This is a genomic window from Glycomyces sp. NPDC047010, from assembly GCF_040644205.1.
Taxonomy (GTDB): Bacteria; Actinomycetota; Actinomycetes; order Mycobacteriales; family Micromonosporaceae; genus Glycomyces.
This window is the reverse complement of record NZ_JBEYVY010000004.1, coordinates 280592-301568: the sequence shown is the minus strand read 5'-3', so window position 1 is coordinate 301568 and position 20977 is coordinate 280592. Positions and strand designations below refer to the sequence as shown.

The window sequence follows — 20977 nt, the reverse complement described above, 5'->3', positions numbered from 1 at the left end:
ACCGCAGGTTACCGAGCGATCGCAAGCCCGGGACAGTGGACGGAGGCCGCGGGCGGTCCGGTTCAGGCGATCGAGGCGGTGATCTGCTCCGCTTGCACTGCAAGGTCTTCGAGGTAGGCGTCGGCGTCGTCCGGAGACTGCTGGGCCGGGTCGATCCAGCAGAAGACCGAGACGGTGAGGCGGCCGGTCACAAAGGTGATCTGGCGCTTCTGCGGTTCGTCGCCCGCCCCCTGGACGTACAGGAAGCCCGACTCTCCGGCGCCGTCGAAGTCGGTGACGGTGTCGGCGTGCCCGGTCCACCAGGACTTCTCGTCGAGCCAGAACTGGGCGGCGGAGTCGGCGTCGGTCCAGGCGTCGACGGCCAGGCCCGATCCGTCCGCGCCGTCGTGGAACCAGGTGCAGGTGAGGGTGCCGACGCCGCTGCCGCCGGTGGTGTAGCCGTCCGCTTCGGACGAGCCGGGCGCGGTCCCGAACAGGACCGCGTACCCGTCGGCGTCGAACTCCGCGCAGGTCTCGTCGGCGAGCACGTCGCCTCCGGTGCCGCCGCCACCGGCGGGGCCCATGCGCCACAGGACGACCAGGACGGTGGCGAGCACGATCGCGACGACGGCGACCACCGCGCCGCCGACCGTCCAGAGGTTCCGGCGCGGCTGCGGAGGCGGCGGAAGCAGCGAAGGGGCACTCCAGGTCGCCCTGCTCGGCGGCATCATGCGGGAATCCCTACTGTCGTCGCGGCAGGCGCCGGATCGCGGTGGACGGAGCCGGGACCGGGCCCGGTCGCAGTCCATTGAACCGACCGGAGGGGCGATGAGGAAGGGCCCGTTGGAATCGGTTGCAATCGGCGACGGTCCGGCGGACTCCGACCAGCCCTTGCCGTCCGGTCCGCGCCGGAGGTCACCCGGGGGCGTCGAGTTTCGCGCGGACGTCGTCGGCGGCGGTGTGGCCGAGCTCCTCGAAGAGCGCGAGCGATTCGCTCCAGGCGGCGCGCGCGGCGGTGCGGTCGCCCGCGTCGGCGTGGACGTCGCCGATGCGGTCGAGGGTGCCTGCGGTCTCGAACGGGCGGCCGAGGGCCCGGAACTCGGCGTTGGCGCGGCGGTACTCGGCGATCGCGGCGTCGTGCTCGCCGCGGGCGTGGTGGATGTAGCCGAGGGTGTCGAGGGTGAGCGCGGCCTTGCCGCGGTCGCCGAGCTGCTCGAAGACGGCGAGTGCCTGGAGGCACGGCTCGACGGCTTCGGCGGCGCGGCCGAGGTGGGCGAGGTGCCAGCCGATCTCGTTGAGCGCGCGGCCTTCGCCGCCGAGGAAGCCGCGTTCGCGGTTGATGGCGAGTGCCGTTTCGGCGCAGGCGAGGGCGGCGGCGTAGTCGCCGACGTGCTCCTCGATGGCGGCGAGGCTGTGGAGGACGGCGGCCTGGCCCGCGGCGTCGGCGCCTTCACGGTGGAGGTCGAGCGCACGGCGCAGGTGGGAGCGGGCCTCGTCGACGCGCCCGTCGCGGATCGCGGGGTGGGCGACGAAGCGGTGGCTGCGGGCGATCCCCTCCGCGTCGCCCGCGCGTCGGGAGGCGTCCAGGGAGCGGTGGGCGAGCTCGGTCTGGCGGTTCCACTGGCCGCGGTCGCCGAGCGCGTTCGCGGCGGTCCAGGCGAACTGCCAGACGTCGGCGTCGAAGCCCGCCCCGGCGACGATGCCTTCGAGTTCCTCGTCGATCCACCGCGCGGCGGTCTCGTAGTCGTGGAAGACCTCAGGTGCGACGCCCGAGGCCAAGGGGTGCAGGGTGATCGGGTCGCGGCCGGGTTCGGCGGCCATGGTGGCGGCGAACCCGCCGGCGCGCCAGTGGTCGAGACCGCGGCCGATGGCGGCGCGCCGGTCCTCGGCGGTCTCGTGGCGTTCGGCGAGGGCGGCGGCGTGCTCGCGGAGCAGGTCGTGGAACGCGTACCGGCCGCGGTCGTCGACGGTGAGCAGGTTGGCCTGGGCGAGCTCGGACAGGAGCAGGCGGGCGCGGTCGAGGGGTTCGGCGACGACGCTGGCGGCCCAGGCGGGCGCGAAGTCGGGCGCGCGGTGGAGGCCCAGGAGGCGGTAGGCGCGCTGCGCGCCGGAGCTGAGATGGCGGTGGGAGTGGTCGAGGGTGGGGGTGACGGCGGTGGCCGGGTCGTCGGGACCGGTCGCCAAGGCCCCCAACGCGAGGGCGGCGGTGTAGTCGGCGAGCGCGGTGCGCCGCGGGTGGTGGTGGGTGAGGTAGTCGGCGGCGGCGATCTGGATGGCGAGGGGGAGGCGGCCGCAGCGGTCGGCGAGGGCCTGGACGTCGGCGTCGGCGACGTCCTTGGTGGCGAGGCGGCCCAGGAGGTCGCGAAGGAGGGCGGTGGCCTCGGCCGCGGCGAGGACGTCGAGGTCGAGGCGGACGAGGCCGGGGCTGGTGACGTCGAGGCCGGTCAGGCGGCCGCGGCCGGTGACGAGCGCGAGGCAGCCGGGGGCGGCGGGAAGGAGCGGGCGCACCTGGGGCTCGCCGTGGGCGTTGTCGAGGACGATGAGGATGCGGCGGTCGGCGAGCATCCGCTGGTACAGGGCCCCTTGGGCTTCGGGGTCGGAGGGGATTCGGCGCGGGTCGGCGCCGAGCTGGTAGAGCAGGCGCACGCGGGCGGTGGCGGCGTCGACGGGGCTCCCGGCGCTGTACCCGTGCAGGTCGAGGTGGAGGCAGCCGTCGGGGTAGGTGGCCCGGGTGAGCGGCGAGCGGGCCCACTGGACGGCGAGGGCGGTCTTGCCGACGCCGCCGATGCCGGTGAGGAGGACCAGTGCGGCGCGGTCGGCGAGCGCGCGGTCGAGGCGGCGGAGGGCGGTCCGGCGGCCGGTGAAGGAGCGGTTGGCGGCGGGCAGGGTGCGGGCGTCCCAGGTGGCGGGGTCCTCGACGTGCAGGGAGGTGCCGGTGAGGCGGCGGCGGACCTCGTCGAGCTGGACGCGCTGGTGGGTGCCGAGGCCGAGCGCGGGGTTGGACAGGAGCAGGTCGAACCGGTCGGGTTCGTCGGCGGCGGGCGGAGCGGGGAGGTGCTCGCCTTTGAGCCAGTTGTAGACCGTGCTCATCGAAACGTGCTCGGTGGAGGAGGCGAGTTCGCGGACGGTGAGCCCGGAGTCGGCGATGCGGGCGCGCAGCCACGCGCCGAGTTTCACGGGCGTGTCGAGGTGGTCGAACTCCCCCGCGGCGGCGGGCGGGCGGTGCCCGGCGGCGGCGAGCCAGTCGCGGACCTGCCGCGCGCCGACGCGCAGTTCGCGGGCGACGTCGTCGGGGCTGAGCCGGTGGTGCTCCATGTGCGCGGCGAGCCAGGCCGCGAGCCGGGCGGCGGTGTCGGGAGGGGGCATGCGTCCTCGCTTCCGGTGCTGGCGCTCCAACGTATTCCAATCGCGCCTTCCCTTCGACCGCGGCCGAGGGTTGCATCGTGGCGTCGGAGCGCGCGGGCCCAACGGGGCCCGGGCCCGCGCGCTCCGACGCTCGCCGTCCGCGCCCGGCCGCTTCTCGCTGTGCGGTCAGGTGCCGATGCGGGTCAGGGCTCCCGGGTCGAGGTGGGCGGCCAGCAGGCGTAGCGCGCTCTTGACCTCGTCGAGCCGGTCGGGGTCGTCGAGGGCTGCAGCCAGAACAGGGTCGATGTCGGCGGCGCGGACCTCGGCGACGCGGGCGGAGACCTTGCCGGAGGGGCGGATCAGCGTGCGGCGGCGGTCGGCGGGATCAGCCTCGCTCTCGACCGCCCCGGCCTCCCTCAAGCGGGCGACGCAGGCCGAGACCTTGCTCTGGGGGAACCCGGTCCGCGCGGCGATGTCCTTGACCGGCGTGCCGGGGTGGGCTTTGACGTCGGCGGCGACGATGATCACCGACTGCTCGCTGGTGCCGTGGGCGCCGATGCCCTCGGTAGGGATGGCGGCTTCGCCGAGCTTCATGAGGGTGCGGCCCAACAGGGCCAGTTCCATGCCGTTCACGCCGCCCACAATACATCATGACTGATGCATCACAAAAGATGCGTCAATCTTGATACATCAGAATTGATGCAATATCGTGGAGTCCGTTGAGCCACCCCACCAAGGAGGATCCCCATGACCACCGGCCGACTCCCCGTTGACGGCGCGACCATCTACTTCGAGCATCGCGGCCCCGGCCCGCTCCTGCTCATCGCCCAAAGCGGCGAAGGCGACGCGGGCCGCTCCGTCGACCTCGTCGACGCCCTCGCGGACGACTTCACCTGCCTGACCTACGACCGCCGCGGCCTGTCGCGCAGCGCCATCAACGACCCGGCCCGGGTCACCATCGCGGACCATGCCGAGGACGCCCACCGCCTTCTCGCCCACATCGCCGACGGGCCGGCGTTCATGCTCGGATGCAGCTTCGGGGCCGTCATCGGCCTCCACTTGATCGCGAACCACCCTGAACAGGTCCACACCCTCATCGCCCACGAACCTGTCGCCCCCTGGCTCCTGCCAAGCGCCGAGGACGCCGCCGCGCACCGCCGCGAACTCACCGAGCTTCAGCAGCTCTATGCCGCCGAGGGCCTCGCCGCCGCCCTGCCCGCCATCGCCGCTTCACTCGGCATCGACCCGGCAGGTCCGGCCGAACCCGACTTGACCCCGCAGCCGATGGACGAGCAGCGCCGATCGAACTTCGCGCACTTCATCACCAGCGAGTTCACCGCCATCAACACCGACCCCGGCAGCCGGGACCACCTCAAAACGGCCGCCACCCGCATCGTCCCCGCCGCCGGGACCACCACCCCGCGCACCGCCTTCGACTACCGGGCCGCCGTCCACCTCGCCGAGCTGCTCGACCGCCCCCTCGCCGCCTTCCCCGGCGGCCACAACGGCAACCTCACCCACCCCCGCGCCTGGGCCGACCAGCTCAAGAACGAACTCGATGGCGGCGCGGCGATGGGGTTCCCGCACTCCCGAGGACTGATCGCCCGTCGCGATTGACGCAACCTTGAGGTTGCGATACTATCGCAACCTCAAGGTTGCCAATGAATGGAGAACAACGATGGGCTTTCCCGACCGCATCGAACGCACTGCGGACCTCGCGCACCCGCCGGACGAGGTCTGGGCCGCGCTGACCACGGCCGAGGGCCTCAGCGGCTGGTTCGGCCGCGAGACCGAGATCGACCTGCGCCCCGGCGGGCGCGCTTGGATGCGCTGGGACGACGGCTCGACCGCCGACCTGCGCATCGAACGCGTCGAGGAGCCGAAGGTCCTCGGGTTCACCTGGCCGATCACCGGCCTGCCCGCGGACGATCCGCGGCGCACCTACGTCGAGTTCACGCTCGAAGCGACCGGCACCGGCACGCGACTGCGCGTGGTGGAGACCGGGTTCGCGCAGCTGCCCGACGAGGCGCACCGCGGGGCCTTCGGCGGCAACGTCCAGGGCTGGGCGAGCGAACTGGCGGAGCTGGCCGGGTACCTCGATGCACGATGACGCCGAGGCCGTCGCCGAGCAGGTCTTCGTCGCGCTCGCCGACCCGACTCGGCGCGCGGTCCTGGCCGCGCTCGCCGCGCACGGTCCGGCCACGGTCACCGAACTCGCCGAGCGCCTTCCGATCACCCGGCAGGCCACCGCGAAGCACCTCGCCCTGCTGGCCGACACCGGACTCGTGACCGCGGGGCCGCCGGAGGGGCGCCGCGTCCGCTACCGGCTCCGGTCCGCGCCGATGCAGGTCGCACAGCAGTTCCTGGCCGGACTCGCACGCGACTGGGACGGCAGACTGCAAGCGCTGCAACGACATCTCACGAGCGAAACGGAGCACCCGTCATGAGTCCGAAGTTCCAAGGCGGGCAGAACATCGCCATGAAACTGCCGAAGGCGCAGTTCGACCAGACCGTCGCCTTCTACCGCGACGTGCTGGGCATGACCGTCACCGACGAGTCCGACGCCGACGTCGCGGCGGGCGTCGCCCAATGCGCAGCAGTGCAGTTCGGCCCGGTCACGCTGTGGCTCGACCGGGTCGACAACTACGCCGGCGCAGAGCTCTGGCTGGAGCTCGTCACCGCGGACGTGGAGGCGGCGACCACGCATCTGGCCGAGCACGGCATCGCCCCGCAGGACGAACTCGAAGCGCTGCCGCCGGGCTCGGACGGACACTGGATCACCAACCCCGCCGGCATCCCCCACCTCGTCCGCCGCCCCGACTGACCGTCGACTTCGCGAGGTGCGGCGACGAGTCCGGCTACTGTTCGCGTTTGCGGATGAGGATGATGCCGTACACCAGGAGCGGGAGGCCGACGAGGAGCAGCGGGGCGATGGAGGCTGATCCGTCGTCGGTGCCGCCGTCTGCGGGCGGTCCGAACCAGGCGCCGCTGTTGGCGTCGACCAGGGCGTGCAGGACGATGCCGATCCACATGGTGTTCGTCCTGAGCAGGAGCGCGGCGAATCCAACGCCGAACCCGAAGGCGTACCCGACCTGGATCAGGGTCGGCGCCAGCGCCGCCCCGCCGAAGAGGTTGAGGAGGTGGGCGATGCCGAAGAGGAAGGAGGAGATCATGACGGCCCGCATCACGCCGCTCGGTCGCGACTGCCATGCAATGAGCATCGGGAGGAGGACGAGCCCGCGGGTGAGGGCCTCCTCGAAGAACCCGATCATGAACACGTTGGGAATGCCCAGGCCCAGCCATTTGGCGTCATCCGTGAGCGGCGACTGCATGAGCTGGAGCATGAACAGCACCACCACGATGAGGGTGGGGAACCACGCGAACCGCATGGCTCCCTTCGCGACCGGTCCCGCGAGCCCTACTGATCGCCACCACCCCAAGGCGAGGATGATCGCGACGACCAGTAGCACCGAGAGGGTCTCCCCGACGAGCTCGCCGAGCTGCGTGGAGTACACCGTCCCGTCGTCGAGGCCGCGGAGGACCATGCGGCCGACGATCTGATGGAATCCGAACACGATGACGAGGATGACGAGTGCGGCGAGCACCGGATGGCGCACAACGACACTCGCCCAGCGCGGAGTGTCGGCGTTCCTGATCGCGTCGGCTCGTAGCGTGGACATGCGTTCGCCGAGGTAGTCAGGTGTCATAGCGGCTGATTCTATGGAATCCCCGGTCTCGAAGAGCCGGTTTGAGGTTCTCAGAGCGCCGGTCCGGCGCCGTGGTCTTCGGGGCGGGTTGTCGCACTGCGGTGTCAGACTCGTGCGATCCCTATGCGCAGGAGGCAGTATGGACATCGAAGCGGAAGTGCAGGTCCGGGCGAGTGCCTTCGAGCTTGCGCTGCTGGCGAACGATGCAACCCGGATCGCCGGGTTTCTCACCGACGAGTGGGTGTACGTCGGCCCCGACGGCATGGTGACCAAGTCCGAGCTGGTCGAGTGGATCGCCTCGGGCCGCCTCGCGCACCACACCATGGAGGCCGCCGGACCCGAACGCACGGTCGCGACCTCGGACGCGCTCCTGGTCACCTGCCAGCGCGTGAGCACCGGTGCATGGGAAGGCGATCCCTACACCGCCGACGAGTGGATCAGCGACCTGTGGGTGCGCGAGGGCGGGACCTGGAAATGCGCCTTCACCCAGAAAACCCCCGCCTGAAACGCAGTTTCCTCTTCAACGACCGCCGATGTGGGCACACGGCGGTTGCTCATTGTCGTTCGCACCAGGTCTGCCAGGTCCGGCGGGAGTTGGGGAGCGCGGGCGATGCGGACGTATTCGCGGTCCTTGCACCGGTAGGCGCGCGCCACCGCGGCGGTGACCAGTTGGATGAGCTTGGCGCGCAAGGGTCCGCGGTGGTCGTCTCTGGCGAGGTCGCGGATGAGGTCCTGCTTGGTGCCCCATTTCTTGGCGTGGAGCGTCCGAATCGTCCTTGTCACGGTCGACTCGGTGGTCCCGGAAGACAGCGACTCCTGGTTCAGGGCCTCGATGAGCGCCTCGACCTACGTCTGGGCCTAGCACCCCGAACCAATGTCTTGGCGCTGGTGGAGGTGGGTCCAGAGGGTTGGGCCGAGTTCGGCGAGGATGAATTGGTTGGTGGTTTCTGTGGCGGTGGTGAAGTTGGGGAAGCCTCGGTCTCGGGCGGCGGCGGTGTGTGTTTCGGGGGTGGATTCGTCGAGGTGCCAGAGTTGGTGGAGGTAGTGGCGGACGGCGGCGGGGTTGAGGTGGTTGATGTCGATGCCGAGGGTGGCGGCGCGGTCGTTGGTTTCGTAGGCGCGGGTTACGGCGTCGAGTGTGGTGGGGTCGGGTTCGGGGGTCGGCCAGTTGCGGCCGGGCCAGGTCGGGTTGGAGCCGGTGGTGCGGACCAGGATGCGTAGGAGGGCTTCCTTGGGGTCGAGTGTGGTGTCTTCGGCTTCGGTGAGCCAGTGGCGTCGTTGATGTGCGGTGAGGTCTTCCAGGTGCAGGCCGCTGGCCTCGGCGGCGCGTTTGGCCGAGTCTTCGTTTGCCGAAGGGTCGCCGGCGATCCAGGCCAGGACGCGGGCACGCCACCATTGCGGGTAGTCGAGATCGAATATCTGGCGGTATTGGCGCTGGGCCAGGGTCGAGATGTGCCGTGAGTTGTGGAGTGGACCTGTATGGCGGTCGGTCCATTCCGCCAGGTGTTCGGTGCGCCAGTCTTGGTTTACCCAGGCGCCCGGGTTGGGTGATTCCAAGGCTTCGTCGGCGAGGAGGCGGAGCGCGGTGAGGGCGTCCTCTTGCTTGGCGCCGTGGCGGTCGGGGTGCTTGGCGAGCCAGGCGCGGAAGGCGGCTATGCCGGGAGCCTTCAGTACGGCGAGGTGCTGGGAGCTGCGTTCGGTGTAGTGGATTTCGCGGAACGCCGCGGTGATGGCGGCGCGTTCGGTGTCGTCGATGGCGCCTGCACGGTGGGCCTCGCGGAGTTGGGATTCCAGGTCGACCATTGCCACGGAGAGCTGCTCGATTTCGGGGCCTTGCGTGTGGGTCACGGCCACGTCCGCGTCGGCGTCGATGCGGCCCTGCTTGTAGCTCCGGTAGACCTCGCCTACGCCGATCATGCCGTAGACGTCGAGTTCGGCCGCGCGCAGCGCGCCCATGCTGGAGCAGCCGACGACGGTGGCGCCGGTCGCCATGAGCGCGAGGATCTCCTTGTGGCGCACCGAGGCCGACTGGTGGAACACGCCGTCGATGATGAGCACCCGGTCGCCGGGACCGGCGTCGAGGCGTAGGGCGTCGCCGTGGCGGATCGGCGGGTGCAGGACGGCCGCGGGGACGATCGCGCGGACCTCGGTCGAGCTGAGGGTGGGGCCGCAGAAGACGTGGACTGGCATCGACTACTCCGGACGCGGGAGTTCATGGCGGGAGAGGAAAGCGAGGCCCGGGCTCAGGGTCTTCACCACAGCGAAGTCGTCGGCCGCCTCGGGCTGGGTCAAGTCGATCCGCATCGGCGCGGTCCCGGTGGCGGTGGTGATCAGGTCCACCAGGCGGTCCAGTTCCTCGACGTCGGTGTCGGCGGGGGCGTCGGCTCTCGCCGACCATGTTGTCGCCGTGGGCTCTGCGATCGGGAGGCGGGCCGCTCGGCCGCGGTAGGCGCGGGGGTCGAGGTCGTCGCGGGTGCCCGCGATGAACGTCAGGCGGGACTGGGCGGCTTCCGTGATGGCGCGGGACAGCGCGATCGCTGGGGACGTGTGCGCTCCTGCTCCCCCGAACATCGCGCCCATGTCGGGCATCCAGAGATTGCAGGTGAAGCACTTGACGGTGCGCCAGCGTTCGAGGGAGGCGTCGGTGATCTCCAGTCGGCCGCCCGCCGAGCGGATGCGCCCGATGAGGTCCGCGCAATGCGGATCGGATACGGAGCCCGGATCGACGATGGTGCGCTCGCCGACCGGTCGCAGGGCCAGCGCGGCGGTGCAGTCGCGTTCGATCTGCTCGTACAGCGCGTGAACGGTGGCCTCCGCGACGGTGTTGCCCGAGGCGAGTCCGTTGGAGCTGGAGGAGAGGTGGTGGCCGCGCCAGGTCGTGTCGGTCATGCCGATGTGGACGGAGTCGTGCGGGACGAGGGTGTCGCCGCCGGTGAGGATCTCGGCGGGGATCCAGTCGAGCCGGGTGCGGGAGGTGAGCAGGCTGCCTTCGACCTGTTCCAGGTCGGTGACGGCGTACGGCAGGTCCAGTTCGGACGGGGCGACGCCTTGCAGTTCCGGCTTCGGCACGGCGCGCTCTGCGTGCCAGAGTTCGATGGCCTCCATGGCCGCGGAGACCCGGGCGTGGGTGAGAGTCGCCCCTTTGCCTTGCGAGACCGAGAGGGTGGTGGCCAAGGGCCGCACCGACATCACCACCGGGATGCCGATGACGTCGAGGCCGGTGACGTCGGCGAGGCGGGTGATCCCGTAGTCGGCCAGGCGGCGGGTGATGCGCTCCAGGGTGTCGACCGGGTCGCGGGTGCGGCGGGTGCCGTGGAACGTCATCAGTTGCGGCACAGGCGTCTCCTGGGGGTGGAGGGGCGGCGCCGCGCCCGCGGAGCGGGGCTCCGCGGGCGCGGTGGTTCGGCTCTGCGGCCGCGTCGCTCAGTTGTAGGCGGGGGCGTCGCTGTGGGTGCGGGCCCACTGGCTGATGGCGTGCACGACGCCGTCGCCGGGGTCGGCGGCGGGGGCTTCGGCGTTCACCGAGGGGCCGCCCGCGGTGTCGGCGGGGCCGATGAGGCGGGCGATGAACCGGTCATCGATCTCGACGCGGGGTCGGGTGTTCATGCCGTGGGTTCTCCAATGTCCGGCGTGGTGGCGGGTCGGCTAGAGCCCGTACTGGTAGTACAGCTTCCAGATGACGCCGCCGCTGGAGCCGGTGCCCTGCTCGCACCAGGCGACGATGTTGAGGTCGGGGTCGCTGACGAGGTCGCGGCGCACTTCCTGGCACTTGGAGTAGAGCTTGTAGGTGCCGAAGAGGATGGCCTGGATCGTGTACTCGCCGTCGTCGGTCGCGGTCGCCTCGGTCTGGGCGGCGGCCGGGGCGGCCGAGGCGGTGCCCGCGACGGCGAGTCCCGTCAGGGTCGTCGCCATGGCGAGCCCGGCGAGCATTGCGGCGCCTCGCTGCACGTTTCCTTTGAGGACGTTGTTCATGGACGTCACGTTCCTTCCGCTGCGACCCTGGGGCCGTCTGGTGATTCCGTGACCAGTCTCGCGGCGGGGGACGGCCCGTTCAAGGCGGAAGATCGGCGGGGCAGAGGCAGGTTTCGCGTGGTCAGTGGACGGAGAGGCCGCCGTCGACGAAGACCGACTGCCCGGTGAGGTAGGCGGAGGCGCGGCTCGCCAGGAACACCGCGGCGCCCGCGAAGTCCTCCGCGAGGCCGTTGCGGCCGATCATGGTGCGGGCGGCCAGCGCCGCCGACTTCTCGGGGTCGGAGGCGATCCGCTCGTTGAGCGGGGTCATCACGAAGCCCGGCACGAGCGTGTTGCAGGTGACGCCGTGCGGGGACCAGGCCTCGGCCTGCGAGCGGGCGAGGGATTCCAGCGCGCCCTTGGAGACGCCGTAGGCGCCGCTCTGGACGAACGCGCGGTGGGCCTGCTGGGAGGTGACGTGGATGATCCGCCCGAATCCCCGCTCGGCCATGCCGGGCCCGAACCGCTGCCCGAGGAGGAACGGCGCTTCGAGGTTGACCGCCATGGTGGCGTCCCAGACCGCTTCGTCGAGGTCGCCCATGGCGGGGCGGAGGTTGATGCCGGCCGCGTTGACGAGGATGTCGGGTTCGCCGAACTTCGCGGCCGCTTCGTCCCCTGCGGTGCGCGCGCCCTCGCGGGTGCTCAGGTCGGCGCTGACCCAGGCCGCTCGGCATCCGTGGTCCGCGAGTTCCGCGACGGTGGCGGCCAGCTCGGGTTCCCTGCGGGCGACGATCACGACGCTCGCCCCGGCCCGCGCCAGTGCGCCGGCGATGGCCCGGCCGATGCCGGAGCTCCCTCCGGTCACCAGTGCGACGCGGTCCTCCAGTGAGAACAGCTCGGTGAGATACGGCTGCTGGGTCATCCCCGAACCTTAGAACCGCGCGCGGGCGGTCCGGTCAGGCGGGGAGGGGGAGGTCGGCGAGCATCGGCTCGGTGGGCTGGGGGGAGCCGCCCGCGGGCTCGTTGGTGAGGCCGACGACCTCGGTGTCGCCGAGGCCGGTGAGGAGCATGGTCGCGGAGGTGTCGCCGGGGGTCATGACGCCTGCGGAGACCTGGCCGGAGGGGTCGACGAGCCAGAGCTGGTAGGAGCGGTCGTCGTCGATGGCGGCGAGGTCGGAGACCACGACGACGGCCTGGTCGAGGGAGGCGGAGAAGAGGACGGTGACGCGGCCGCCGCCGTCGGCCTGCTGGACGGAGACGGCGGCGTCGGGGGCTTCGAGGACCGCGGTCATCTCGGATTCGGGAAGGGGCGCTTCGGTACTGCGCATGACCTGCCAGGTGGCGAACACGCCGAGGAACGCGGCGGCCAGGGTGAGGGCGGCCGCGCCGAGGGCGGTGCGCAGGCGCGGGGCGCGGCGGGGGCGGTGGGCGCGGCGGCGGGGTTCGGGGGCGGTGTCCTGGCCGGTGCGGCGGGTCTCGGCGAGGACGCGGTCGCGCAGTCCGGGCGGGGGTTCGGTGAGGAGGACGTCGGAGAGGCGCCCGGCGGCCTCGCGGAGTTCGACGGCCTCGGCGGCGCAGGACTCGCATTCGAGGAGGTGGGCCTCGACGCGGCGGCGCTCGTCGTCGTCGACGGCGTTCAGGGCCCAGGCGCCGATGAGGGAGTGGACGTCGTCGCTCACCGGGACGCCTCCAGGCAGTCGCGAAGTTTCCCGAGCCCGTCGCGGATGCGGGTCTTGACGGTGGGCACGGCGGTGTCCAGGAGCGCGGCGACCTGCCGGTACGTGTACCCGCCGTAGTAGGCGAGGGTGACGGCGCGGTGCTGGAGGTCGGTGAGGGCCTTGAGGCAGCGGCGCACCTGGCGGTGCTCGATGCGCTGCGCGGCGGCGTCGGCGACGGGGTCCGTGAGGGACTCTGGCGTCTCGGTGGCGGCGCGCCGCTCGCGGTCGCGGTCGGCCTGGGAGGAGCGGACGCGGTCGACGGCGCGGCGGTGGGCGATGGTGGCGATCCATGAGGTGGCGGAGCCGAGCCGGTCGTCGTAGCGGGAGGCGGTGCGCCAGATCTCGACCAGGACCTCCTGGGCGACCTCTTCGGCCTGTGCGCGGTCGCGGATGACGCGGAGGCAGATGCCGTACACGCGCGGGGAGACGAGGTCGTAGAGCTCGGTGAACGCCTCGTCCTCGCCGCGTCCGGAGCGCACGAGCAGCGACGCGGCCGAGACGGTGTCAACCACGGCACCGTCCGGGGCGCTGCGGGAGACCGCGGGGCGCCCGCGCGTCCTCGGCGTGTGCGTGCACGGTGCGTCCTCCATCCCGGTGCGGCGGACCCTCAGCGTATCGGCCCGCACGGCGGCGCGGGCACGGCCGTGCGGTCACTGTGCGACCAGGACCGCCGCGACGGCGCAGGCCGCGGCGACCCCGGCGGCGTGCGGCAGGAAGGCCCGCGGGGCGCGGACGCCGTGGCGGGCGAGGATCACGATGTCCCCCAGTGGGATCACCGCCAGGGCGAACACGACGAGACCGGCGGTGAGCGCAGGCGAGGTGCAGGCGACGGCGATCACGGCCGCGCCCGCGGCGATGTCGCGCCAGGCCGCCGCGGCGGCCCAGGCGCGGGTCTCGGGCGTCGTGGCGAGGATGCCGTACGCGCGCGAGGCGCGCTCGGGCGCTACCGCGGCGGCGACGCCGAGGGCGACGAACGCGGCACCGAGGGCGGCCGCCGCCCAGAGGGCGATCGTGTCGAGCTCCACGGTGTCCATGATGCACTCCCCCGGTCAGGCGCCGCGGGCCGCGGCGATGAGCACCAGCGTCACCGTGAACCCCGCGATCTGATTGAGCCACAGGAACCGGCGCCAGCCCTGCGTCGACTCGCCCGCGTGCTCGTCCGGCACGGACCGGTACGGCCACACCGAGGCGATGTACAGCAGCACCAGCGGCGCGGCGAACGGGCCGGGCCACGGCGTGAAGAGCACGGCGACCCCGGCGGCCGCGTAGCAGGCGATCGCGAAGCGGACGGTGGCCGCCGCGCCCCACCAGGTGGCGATCGAGGCGATCCCGGCCTCGCGGTCGGAGGGCACGTCCTGGACGGCCCCGAACGCGTGCGAGGCGATCCCCCACAGCCCGAACGCGACGAACACGGAGGTCGTCGCGGCGGTCCAGGGCGCGCCCGAGAGGACGATCGCGTAGGCGGCCGGGGACCAGAAGTGGGCGCTGGAGGTGACCGAGTCCGCGAGCGGGACCTCCTTGAGCCGCAGGGGCGGCGCGGAGTAGAAGACCACCAGGAGCATCGAGGCGGCCAGGACGAGGTTGGCCGCGGTCGAGCCGATCGCGAAGAGGTACACCAGGAACGGCGCGCACGCGACGGCCGCGGCGGTCAGCGTGGTCCGGTGGAACCGGCGGTCGAGGACGGCGCCGTGCGCGCCGCCCTTGCGCGGGCTGCGCAGGTCCGACTCGTAGTCGAACACGTCGTTCACGCCGTACATCGCGAGGTTGTACGGCACCAGGAAGAACAGGGTGCCGACGACGAACGCGGCGTCGATCGTGCCCGCCGTGAGCAGCCAGGCCGCCCCGAACGGGTAGGCGGTGTTGATCCAGCTGACCGGGCGCGAGGCGATGAGCAGCTGCGCGGCGGTGCTCCGGGCGGTCAGGACGGTCATCGGCGGCGCCGTTCAGGTAGGAGGACATGGATGGCGGGCACCGCGAACGCGGCGCTCAGCGGGTACGCGAAGTCCTCGATCGGCGCGAGGCCGACCTTGACTCCGATGAGGTGGGACTCGGGGTAGGTGAACAGGCCCGCGGCGATCATCACGTTGTCGAACACGGCCGTGAGCAGGAGCAGGACCACCGCGGCGACCGCCGAGGCGGCCATCCGGCGCCCGAAGCGGGGCCGCCGGGCGCTGATGAGGGTCAGGGCCGCGGCGGCGGCCAGGAACGGGAGGCACAGCAGCGCGTACGTCATCGGGCCTCCTGGTTCGGCCGCTGCGCGGCCTGCCAGGCGACGACCGCGAGGTAGCTCAGGAACGCCAGGAAGAACGGCTCCTCCAGCGGGAGGTGCGGGGCGAGGTCGACGCCGAGGAGGAGGTCGGAGTCGCCTTTGACGAAGACGCCCGCGGCGATGCCGACCGCGTCCCACAGCAGGAAGAACGCGGTGCCGATCGCGACGGCGAGCAGCGTGCGGCGCGGGGACCGGAACGCGGCCAGGCGGAATCGGTGGTCGAGGGCGGCCACGCCCGCGGCGCTGGCGAGGATCGCGAGGAGGTACAGGCCGGGCATGTCATTCGGCTCCGGGTTCGGGGAGGGGGCCGGGCGAGCGGTCGCCGCGGACCCGTTTGAGGACGAGTTCGGCCGAGATCAGGCACATCGGCAGGCCGATGCCCGGCAGGGCCGAGGCCCCCGCGTAGTACAGGCCCCGCACTTTGCGGGAGGCGTTGCGTGGCCGGAAGACCGCGCTCTGGCGGAGCGTGTGCTCCAGGCCGAGCGCGTTGCCGCTCCAGGCGTTCAGGTCGGCGGCGAAGTCCCCCGGGGCGACGGTGCGGCGCACCGTGATGCGCTCGGCGAGGTCGCCGACGCCGCACCAGTCGGCGATCTGCGCGACGACGCGGTCGGCGGCGGCCTCGACGCCGGGGTCGCCGCCGCGGCCGATGCCGGGGTCGGCGGGGACCGGGACGAGGACGAACAGGTTCTCGCTCCCCGGCGGGGCGGCCGTGGGGTCGGTGGCGCTGGGGCGGCACACGTAGATCGAGGCGGGGTCGGGGATACGCTTGCGGCGCCCGAAGACCGCGTCGAAGTTCGCCTTCCAGTCGCGGGTGAACAGCAGGTTGTGGTGGGCGAGCTGCGGCAGCTCGCCGTCCACGCCGAGCATGAGCAGGAGCGCGCCCGGGCCCGGGGAGCGCCGCCGCCACCACGACTCGGGGTAGGTGCGCTCGCGGTCGCCGAGGAGCGCGGTCTCGGTGTGGTGCAGGTCGGCGGTGGAGACGACGAGGTCCGCGTCGAGTTCGCCGCCGTCGGCGAGGCGCACGCCGCGCGCGTGCCCGTCGCGGGTGAGGATGCGCGCGACGGGCGCGCCGGTCTCGATCTTCGCGCCCGCGGCCGCGGCGAGGCGCTCGACCGCGGCGATGACGCTCGTGAAGCCGCCCATGGGATAGAGCACGCCGTCGGCGAGGTCGAGGTGGCTCATGAGGTGGTACAGGCTGGGCGCCCGGTACGGGGAGCTGCCGAGGAAGACCGCCGGGTAGCCGAGGATCTGGCGCAGCCGCCGGTCGCTGAAGCGGCGCTCGACGTGCGCGGCGAGCGACCGGGTGAGCAGCGGCGCGAGCGCGGGCAGGCGCCGCAGCAGCGCGGGGTCGCGCAGGCCCGCGGTCGTCTCGTACGTGTCGTAGAGGAAGCGGCCCACCGCGAGCTCGTACGCGTCGCGGGCCGAGTCCAGGTAGGACCCCAGGCGCGGGCCCGCGCCGGTCTCGATCCGCTCGAACAGGGCGGTCGCCTGCTCGCGGCCAGAGACCACGTCGACCGGCCCGGCCCCGGGCGGCTCGAAGTGCGCGCGGAACGCCGGGGCGAGGCGCACCAGGTCGAGTTCCCTTGCGGCCGTGGTGCCCATGAGGTGGAAGTAGTGCTCGAAGACCTCGGGCATGAGGTACCAGCTCGGGCCGGTGTCGAAGCGGAAGCCGCCGTGCTCCCAGGACCCGGCGCGGCCCCCGGTCGCGCCGCGGGCCTCCAGGACGGTGACGTCGTGGCCGTCCGCGGCGAGCAGGCCCGCCGCCGCCAGGCCCGAGATGCCCGCGCCGATGACGATCGCCTTCATGCGGCGCCTCCCCGCTGGGACGGGACGAGCGAGACCCTCGCGGCGATGACCGCCTTGCGCCAGTTGGAGACCCGGACCCGGCCGGTGCCGTCGTCCTCGCGCAGCCGCACGGCGAGCGCCGCGAACAGGCCGTGCGCGGCGGCCACGGCCCGGCGGCAGTCCTTGGGCAGCAGCGGGATGCACGCGCGGGCCGCGCGCAGGTCGCGGTCGATGCGGTCGAGGACGGCCGCGCGGGCGTCCGGGGCGTCGTCCACGCCGAGGTAGTCGCGGCCCAGGCGGGTGCGGTCGTGGTCGGCGTCGCGCAGGAAGTTGATCTCCTGGAACGCCGCCCCGAGGCGCCGCGCGCCCTCGCTGATCAGGGGGTCCGCACGGTCGGTGCCGGGGCGCCCGGCGTTGCGGAACACCTGGAGGCACATGAGGCCGACCGCCTCCGCGGAGCCATACACGTACCGGCGCAGCGACCGGTCGTCGTGCTCGGTGACGTCGAGGTCGGCGCGCATCGACGCGAAGAAGGGCCGCACCAGGTCCGGGCCGATGCCGCACTCGCGCGCGGTGAGCGCGAAGGCGTGGACGACGAGGTTGGTGCTGAAGCCCTCATCGATCGCGAGGAGCGTGTGCGCCTCGAAGTCGTCGAGCACGTGGCGGGTGGCGGCCGGGTCGAGCCCTGCCGCCGCGGCGGGGCCGTCCACGACCTCGTCGGCGACGCGCACCAGCGCGTACACGGCGCGCACGTGCGGGCGCACCCGCGGTCCGAGCAGCCGGCAGGCGAGGCCGAAGGACGTCGAGTACGCGGCGATGACCTCGGCGGCGGCGCGCATCGCGGTGCGGTGGTAGAGGTCGAGTCCGTCGGGGTCGTTCACGGGGTGCGCTCCTCGATGACGTCGGTGAGGTTCCCGAGCATCCGCTTGGACGCTTCGGGAACTGGGGCGCGGGACCAGCGCTCGCGGGCGGCGTCCAGGGTCTCCTCGATCAGGGCGTGGACCCGCTTGCGGGCCCCGCACGCCTCCAGGGCCTCCCGCGCGGCCCGCACCCCTGCGGGCCCGTCGGGCGCCAGCGCGAGCGCGGCCTCCACTTCGGGCCAGGAGCCGCTCTGGCGGGCCATCGCGACGAGCGCGGTGTGCTTGCCTTCGCGCAGGTCGGCGCCGGGGGCGCGGCCCGCCTGGCCCGCGGTGCCGAACGCGCCGATGAGGTCGTCGGCGAGCTGGAACGCCAGGCCGAGGGCGCGCCCGGCCGCGCCGAGCGCGTCCACGGCGTCATCGGGGGCGCCCGCGAGGATCGCGCCCGCTTGGAGCGGGGCGCTGATGGAGTAGACGGCGGTCTTGTCGCGGGCGGCGGCGAGCACCGCTTCGGGGGCGGGCGGGGCCGGGAGGGTCGCGTACTCGACGTCGGCGAGTTCGCCTGCGGCCGAGAGGAGGATGACGTCGTCGAGGAGGTCGAGGAGTCGGCGGCGGGGCCCGGCGGGGAGGTCGGCGGCGGCGATGAGGCGCACGGCCTCGTAGAGGAGGACGTCGCCGACGAGGATGGAGGCGGCGTCGCCGTAGCGCGCGGCGCGGGCGGGCGTGGCCCCCTCGGCGCGGGCTCCGGCGCGGAAGAGGCCGGAGGTGTTGGGGCGGCCGCGGCGCTCGGTGTCGCCGTCGATGACGTCGTCGTGGACGACGAACGCGGTGTGCAGCAGCTCGAATCCAGCGGCGACGTCGGCGACCGCGGCGTCGGCGGTGCCGCTGCCGCCGAAGGCGCGGTGGGACTCGGCGACCAGGCGGGGCCGGAACCGCTTCCCGCCGGAGGCGGCGTCGCGGGCGGCTTCGGCGAGGACCGCGGAGCGGGCGTCGCGGGCGCGGCCCTGCGCGACGAGGCGCCCGAGGGCGCGGTCGACGGCGGTGTCGACGGCATCGTGGACGGCGGTCCGGCCGTCGTCGGGGGTCATCACGGTTCACCTTCGGGGCGGAGCAGGTCCAGGCCGGGGGCCTGGAGGACGAGCCAGGGGCTGAAGGCCCAGGGGGCGGCGGCGATGGCGGCGGCGAGGTCGCGCGGTTCGGTCCAGGCGGTGTCCATGACCTCGGCCGGGTCGGCGTGGACGGGGCCGGCGGCAGTCGCGGTGTAGACCGGGCAGACCTCGTGCTCGACGATCCCGGAGGGGTCGACGGCCCGGTAGCGGAAATGGGGGATCGCGGACGCGACCGCGGTGACCCGCAGGCCGAGTTCGCGTTCGGCGTGGCGCGCGATGGCGTCCTCGAAGGACTCGCCGGGCCGCGGGTGGCCGCAGAACGCGTTGGTCCACACGCCGGGCCAGGCTGTCTTCGCCAGGGACCGGCGGGTGACGAGCAGCTTCCCGCCGGGTCCGGTGACGTGGCAGGAGAACGCCAGGTGGAGCGGGGTCGCGCGGGTGTGGACCGTAGCCTTCGGCGCGGTCCCGATCGCGTTCCCGGCCTCGTCGAGGAGGATCACGTCGTCGCCCATGGCGCCCGTCCCCTCCCCGCGTCCCGTGCCGCGGTTCCGTCCATGACTCACGTCCTCTCCTGGATCTTGAGCACCCATTCGGAGCCGGCCGGGTTTCGGATTGGTCCCGGACCGGATTTTTTTCCGGCGGGTCCCGTCGCAGCTCGCGGGCCGTCACGGCTCGCCGGCGGGGCCCTCGGTCTCGGCGATGGCGACGATGCGGCGGGCCATCCCCGCGAACACGAATCCGTGGAAGGGGAGCACCGCGAGCCAGTAGAGGCGCCCGGCGAGGCCGTGCGGGAAGAACACGGCGCGCTGGCGGTAGCGGGTGACTTTGCCCGTCTCGCAGGCGAAGTCGAGCCAGGCGAGGCCGGGGAGGCGCATCTCGGCCTTGAGCCGCAGGAGGCGCCCGGGCTCGCACGCCTCGACGCGCCAGAAGTCGATGCTGTCGCCGACGCGGATTCGGGTGCGGCTGCGGCGTCCCCGCTGGAGGCCGACGCCGCCGAACGCGCGGTCGCCCCAGCCGCGGGCGGCCCACAGCAGGGGCGTGGAGTACCAGCCGTTCTCGCCGCCGATGCCCGCGATGACGCGCCAGAGCGCCTCGGGGCTCGCGGTGGTGGCGACGGTGCGCTCGTCGGTGTAGACGACGCGCCCGGCCCAATCGGGGTCGCCGGGCAGGGGGTCGCTGGGGGCGTGGGCGACGGTGGCGTCGACCCAGCTGGTCTCGACGCGGTCGACCTCGATGCGGCCGAGGGCGAGTCGCACCGCGTCGCCGTAGCGGACGAGGCCGCCGGGCGGGGGCGGGATGAGGTCGTCGATGCGGTGGTCGTGCATGACGCAGTCGTGCTGGAGCGATTCGACGAGGGGGCGCGCGAGGTTGCGGGGCACCGGGGTCACGAGCCCGACCCAGTGCGAGGCCAGGCGCGGGGTGAGGACGGGGAGGGCGAGGATGCGGCGGGGCGGGAGCCCGGCGACGCGGGCGTAGCCGTTCATCATCTGGTCGTAGCGGAGCACGTCGGGGCCGCCGATGTCGTAGGCGCCGTTGGCGTCCTCGGCGCGGAGTGCGGCGAGGAGGTAGTGGAGGACGTCGCGGATCGCGATGGGCTGGATGCGGTTGCGGACCCAGCGCGGGGCGGTCATCACCGGGAGGACCTCGGTGAGGTGCCGGATCATCTCGAAGGAGGCCGAGCCCGCTCCGATGACGACGCCCGCCTGGAGGATGAGGACCGGGACACCGGACCGCTGGAGGATCTCGCCGACCTCGCGACGCGACGCGAGGTGCTCGGAGAGCGGGCCGGTGCGCGGCGAGAGCCCGCCGAGGTACACGATGCGCTCGGTTCCGGCGGCCGCGGCGGCGCGGGCGACGTTGCGGGCGATGAGCCGGTCGCGCTGCTGGAAGTTGCGCCGGTCGGTCATCGAGTGGATGAGGTGGTACGCGAACCGGGCGCCTTCGGCGGCCCGCCGCACCGCGGCCGGGTCGGCGGCGTCGCCCTTCACCACTTCGACGTCGGGCGAGGCGAGGCCGCCGGCCCGCTCGGGCCGCCTGGTGAGGACCCGGACGCGGTACCCGGCGTTGAGGAGCCGCGGGAGGAGGCGGCCGCCGATGTACCCGGTCGCGCCGAGCAGCAGCACCAGCGGGCGGGGCTCCCCCGGAGTCGCGGGGGTCCAGCGGTACTCGGGCTCGCGCCCGCTCGGCGCCGTCAGATCCGTCCCGTCCATCCGTGCCCCCCAGCCGTCCCGAGCAGCCTATGGGAGCGGACCGCCGA

25 protein-coding genes are annotated in these 20977 nt (G+C 73.0%); 5 read left to right on the top strand and 20 right to left on the bottom strand.

All coding sequences use genetic code 11. From position 1 onward, the window contains the following. Positions 1 to 62: 62 nt before the first annotated feature. The 3 genes from AB0A65_RS10545 to AB0A65_RS10535 all read right to left on the bottom strand — a co-directional run bounded on the left by AB0A65_RS10545 (position 63) and on the right by AB0A65_RS10535 (position 3948). Positions 63 to 710, bottom strand: coding sequence for a hypothetical protein (locus tag AB0A65_RS10545; protein WP_359949558.1), 648 nt, complete (start codon positions 708 to 710; stop codon positions 63 to 65). A gap of 184 nt (positions 711 to 894) precedes the next feature. After that, positions 895 to 3345, bottom strand: coding sequence for a tetratricopeptide repeat protein (locus AB0A65_RS10540; protein ID WP_359949555.1), 2451 nt, complete (start codon positions 3343 to 3345; stop codon positions 895 to 897). 165 nt (positions 3346 to 3510) lie between these two features. After that, entirely contained in the window at positions 3511 to 3948 is a 438-nt protein-coding gene (locus tag AB0A65_RS10535; protein WP_359950069.1) for a MarR family transcriptional regulator, read from the bottom strand. Between the two features lie 123 nt (positions 3949 to 4071). Between AB0A65_RS10535 and AB0A65_RS10530 the strand changes: the two genes are divergently transcribed. The 4 genes from AB0A65_RS10530 to AB0A65_RS10515 all read left to right on the top strand — a co-directional run bounded on the left by AB0A65_RS10530 (position 4072) and on the right by AB0A65_RS10515 (position 6148). Further along, positions 4072 to 4941 carry an alpha/beta hydrolase gene (locus AB0A65_RS10530; RefSeq protein ID WP_359949551.1) on the top strand — a complete coding sequence of 290 codons (870 nt, stop codon included), beginning with the start codon at positions 4072 to 4074 and terminating at the stop codon, positions 4939 to 4941. A gap of 61 nt (positions 4942 to 5002) precedes the next feature. Next, the gene (locus AB0A65_RS10525; RefSeq protein WP_359949548.1) at positions 5003 to 5434 is read left to right on the top strand and encodes an SRPBCC domain-containing protein; all 432 of its coding nucleotides are present in this window, start codon (positions 5003 to 5005) and stop codon (positions 5432 to 5434) included. Next, positions 5424 to 5771, top strand: a complete 348-nt coding sequence (locus AB0A65_RS10520; RefSeq protein ID WP_359949545.1) for a metalloregulator ArsR/SmtB family transcription factor — start codon at positions 5424 to 5426, stop codon at positions 5769 to 5771. The genes AB0A65_RS10525 and AB0A65_RS10520 overlap by 11 nt, the downstream gene beginning before the upstream one ends. After that, a complete protein-coding gene (locus AB0A65_RS10515) occupies positions 5768 to 6148 on the top strand; it encodes a VOC family protein (RefSeq protein ID WP_359949542.1) in 381 nt (126 codons plus the stop codon). Before AB0A65_RS10520 ends, AB0A65_RS10515 begins: the two co-directional genes overlap by 4 nt. 34 nt (positions 6149 to 6182) lie before the next feature. Here AB0A65_RS10515 and AB0A65_RS10510 read toward each other — a convergent pair whose 3' ends face one another. Then, the gene (locus AB0A65_RS10510) at positions 6183 to 7031 is read right to left on the bottom strand and encodes a CPBP family intramembrane glutamic endopeptidase (RefSeq protein ID WP_359949539.1); all 849 of its coding nucleotides are present in this window, start codon (positions 7029 to 7031) and stop codon (positions 6183 to 6185) included. A 139-nt stretch (positions 7032 to 7170) separates the two neighbouring features. Between AB0A65_RS10510 and AB0A65_RS10505 the strand changes: the two genes are divergently transcribed. Continuing rightward, entirely contained in the window at positions 7171 to 7536 is a 366-nt protein-coding gene (locus tag AB0A65_RS10505) for a nuclear transport factor 2 family protein (RefSeq protein WP_359949536.1), read from the top strand. 353 nt (positions 7537 to 7889) lie between these two features. Here AB0A65_RS10505 and AB0A65_RS10500 read toward each other — a convergent pair whose 3' ends face one another. The 16 genes from AB0A65_RS10500 to AB0A65_RS10425 all read right to left on the bottom strand — a co-directional run bounded on the left by AB0A65_RS10500 (position 7890) and on the right by AB0A65_RS10425 (position 20930). Continuing rightward, entirely contained in the window at positions 7890 to 9221 is a 1332-nt protein-coding gene (locus tag AB0A65_RS10500) for a TfuA-like protein (protein WP_359949533.1), read from the bottom strand. 3 nt (positions 9222 to 9224) lie between these two features. Next, positions 9225 to 10367, bottom strand: a complete 1143-nt coding sequence (locus AB0A65_RS10495) for a YcaO-like family protein (protein WP_359949530.1) — start codon at positions 10365 to 10367, stop codon at positions 9225 to 9227. A gap of 87 nt (positions 10368 to 10454) precedes the next feature. Beyond that, the gene (locus AB0A65_RS10490; protein WP_359949527.1) at positions 10455 to 10637 is read right to left on the bottom strand and encodes a hypothetical protein; all 183 of its coding nucleotides are present in this window, start codon (positions 10635 to 10637) and stop codon (positions 10455 to 10457) included. 39 nt (positions 10638 to 10676) lie between these two features. Beyond that, the gene (locus tag AB0A65_RS10485; RefSeq protein WP_359949524.1) at positions 10677 to 11012 is read right to left on the bottom strand and encodes a hypothetical protein; all 336 of its coding nucleotides are present in this window, start codon (positions 11010 to 11012) and stop codon (positions 10677 to 10679) included. 112 nt (positions 11013 to 11124) lie between these two features. After that, positions 11125 to 11904 carry an SDR family oxidoreductase gene (locus AB0A65_RS10480; protein WP_359949521.1) on the bottom strand — a complete coding sequence of 260 codons (780 nt, stop codon included), beginning with the start codon at positions 11902 to 11904 and terminating at the stop codon, positions 11125 to 11127. Positions 11905 to 11938: 34 nt separating this feature from the next. Next, the gene (locus AB0A65_RS10475; RefSeq protein ID WP_359949518.1) at positions 11939 to 12661 is read right to left on the bottom strand and encodes an anti-sigma factor; all 723 of its coding nucleotides are present in this window, start codon (positions 12659 to 12661) and stop codon (positions 11939 to 11941) included. Further along, positions 12658 to 13212: an ECF RNA polymerase sigma factor SigK gene (sigK, locus tag AB0A65_RS10470; protein WP_359949516.1), complete on the bottom strand. Its 555-nt coding sequence runs from the start codon at positions 13210 to 13212 to the stop codon at positions 12658 to 12660. Before sigK ends, AB0A65_RS10475 begins: the two co-directional genes overlap by 4 nt. A 138-nt stretch (positions 13213 to 13350) precedes the next feature. Beyond that, positions 13351 to 13734: a DUF4267 domain-containing protein gene (locus AB0A65_RS10465; RefSeq protein ID WP_359949514.1), complete on the bottom strand. Its 384-nt coding sequence runs from the start codon at positions 13732 to 13734 to the stop codon at positions 13351 to 13353. A gap of 15 nt (positions 13735 to 13749) precedes the next feature. Then, entirely contained in the window at positions 13750 to 14631 is an 882-nt protein-coding gene (locus tag AB0A65_RS10460) for a prenyltransferase (protein WP_359949511.1), read from the bottom strand. After that, entirely contained in the window at positions 14628 to 14933 is a 306-nt protein-coding gene (locus tag AB0A65_RS10455) for a lycopene cyclase domain-containing protein (protein WP_359949508.1), read from the bottom strand. Before AB0A65_RS10455 ends, AB0A65_RS10460 begins: the two co-directional genes overlap by 4 nt. After that, on the bottom strand, positions 14930 to 15247 hold the full coding sequence (locus tag AB0A65_RS10450) for a lycopene cyclase domain-containing protein (RefSeq protein ID WP_359949505.1): 318 nt from the start codon (positions 15245 to 15247) through the stop codon (positions 14930 to 14932). The genes AB0A65_RS10455 and AB0A65_RS10450 overlap by 4 nt, the downstream gene beginning before the upstream one ends. A 1-nt stretch (position 15248) precedes the next feature. Then, positions 15249 to 16775, bottom strand: a complete 1527-nt coding sequence (gene crtI, locus AB0A65_RS10445) for a phytoene desaturase family protein (protein ID WP_359949502.1) — start codon at positions 16773 to 16775, stop codon at positions 15249 to 15251. Continuing rightward, complete coding sequence (locus AB0A65_RS10440) at positions 16772 to 17635, bottom strand: squalene/phytoene synthase family protein (RefSeq protein ID WP_359949499.1); 864 nt, start codon at positions 17633 to 17635, stop codon at positions 16772 to 16774. The genes crtI and AB0A65_RS10440 overlap by 4 nt, the downstream gene beginning before the upstream one ends. Beyond that, positions 17632 to 18699 carry a polyprenyl synthetase family protein gene (locus AB0A65_RS10435; protein WP_359949496.1) on the bottom strand — a complete coding sequence of 356 codons (1068 nt, stop codon included), beginning with the start codon at positions 18697 to 18699 and terminating at the stop codon, positions 17632 to 17634. Before AB0A65_RS10435 ends, AB0A65_RS10440 begins: the two co-directional genes overlap by 4 nt. Beyond that, a complete protein-coding gene (gene idi, locus AB0A65_RS10430) occupies positions 18699 to 19232 on the bottom strand; it encodes an isopentenyl-diphosphate Delta-isomerase (protein ID WP_359950066.1) in 534 nt (177 codons plus the stop codon). The genes AB0A65_RS10435 and idi overlap by 1 nt, the downstream gene beginning before the upstream one ends. Positions 19233 to 19385: 153 nt before the next feature. After that, positions 19386 to 20930: an SDR family oxidoreductase gene (locus AB0A65_RS10425; protein ID WP_359949493.1), complete on the bottom strand. Its 1545-nt coding sequence runs from the start codon at positions 20928 to 20930 to the stop codon at positions 19386 to 19388. Between the last annotated feature and the right edge of the window lie 47 nt (positions 20931 to 20977).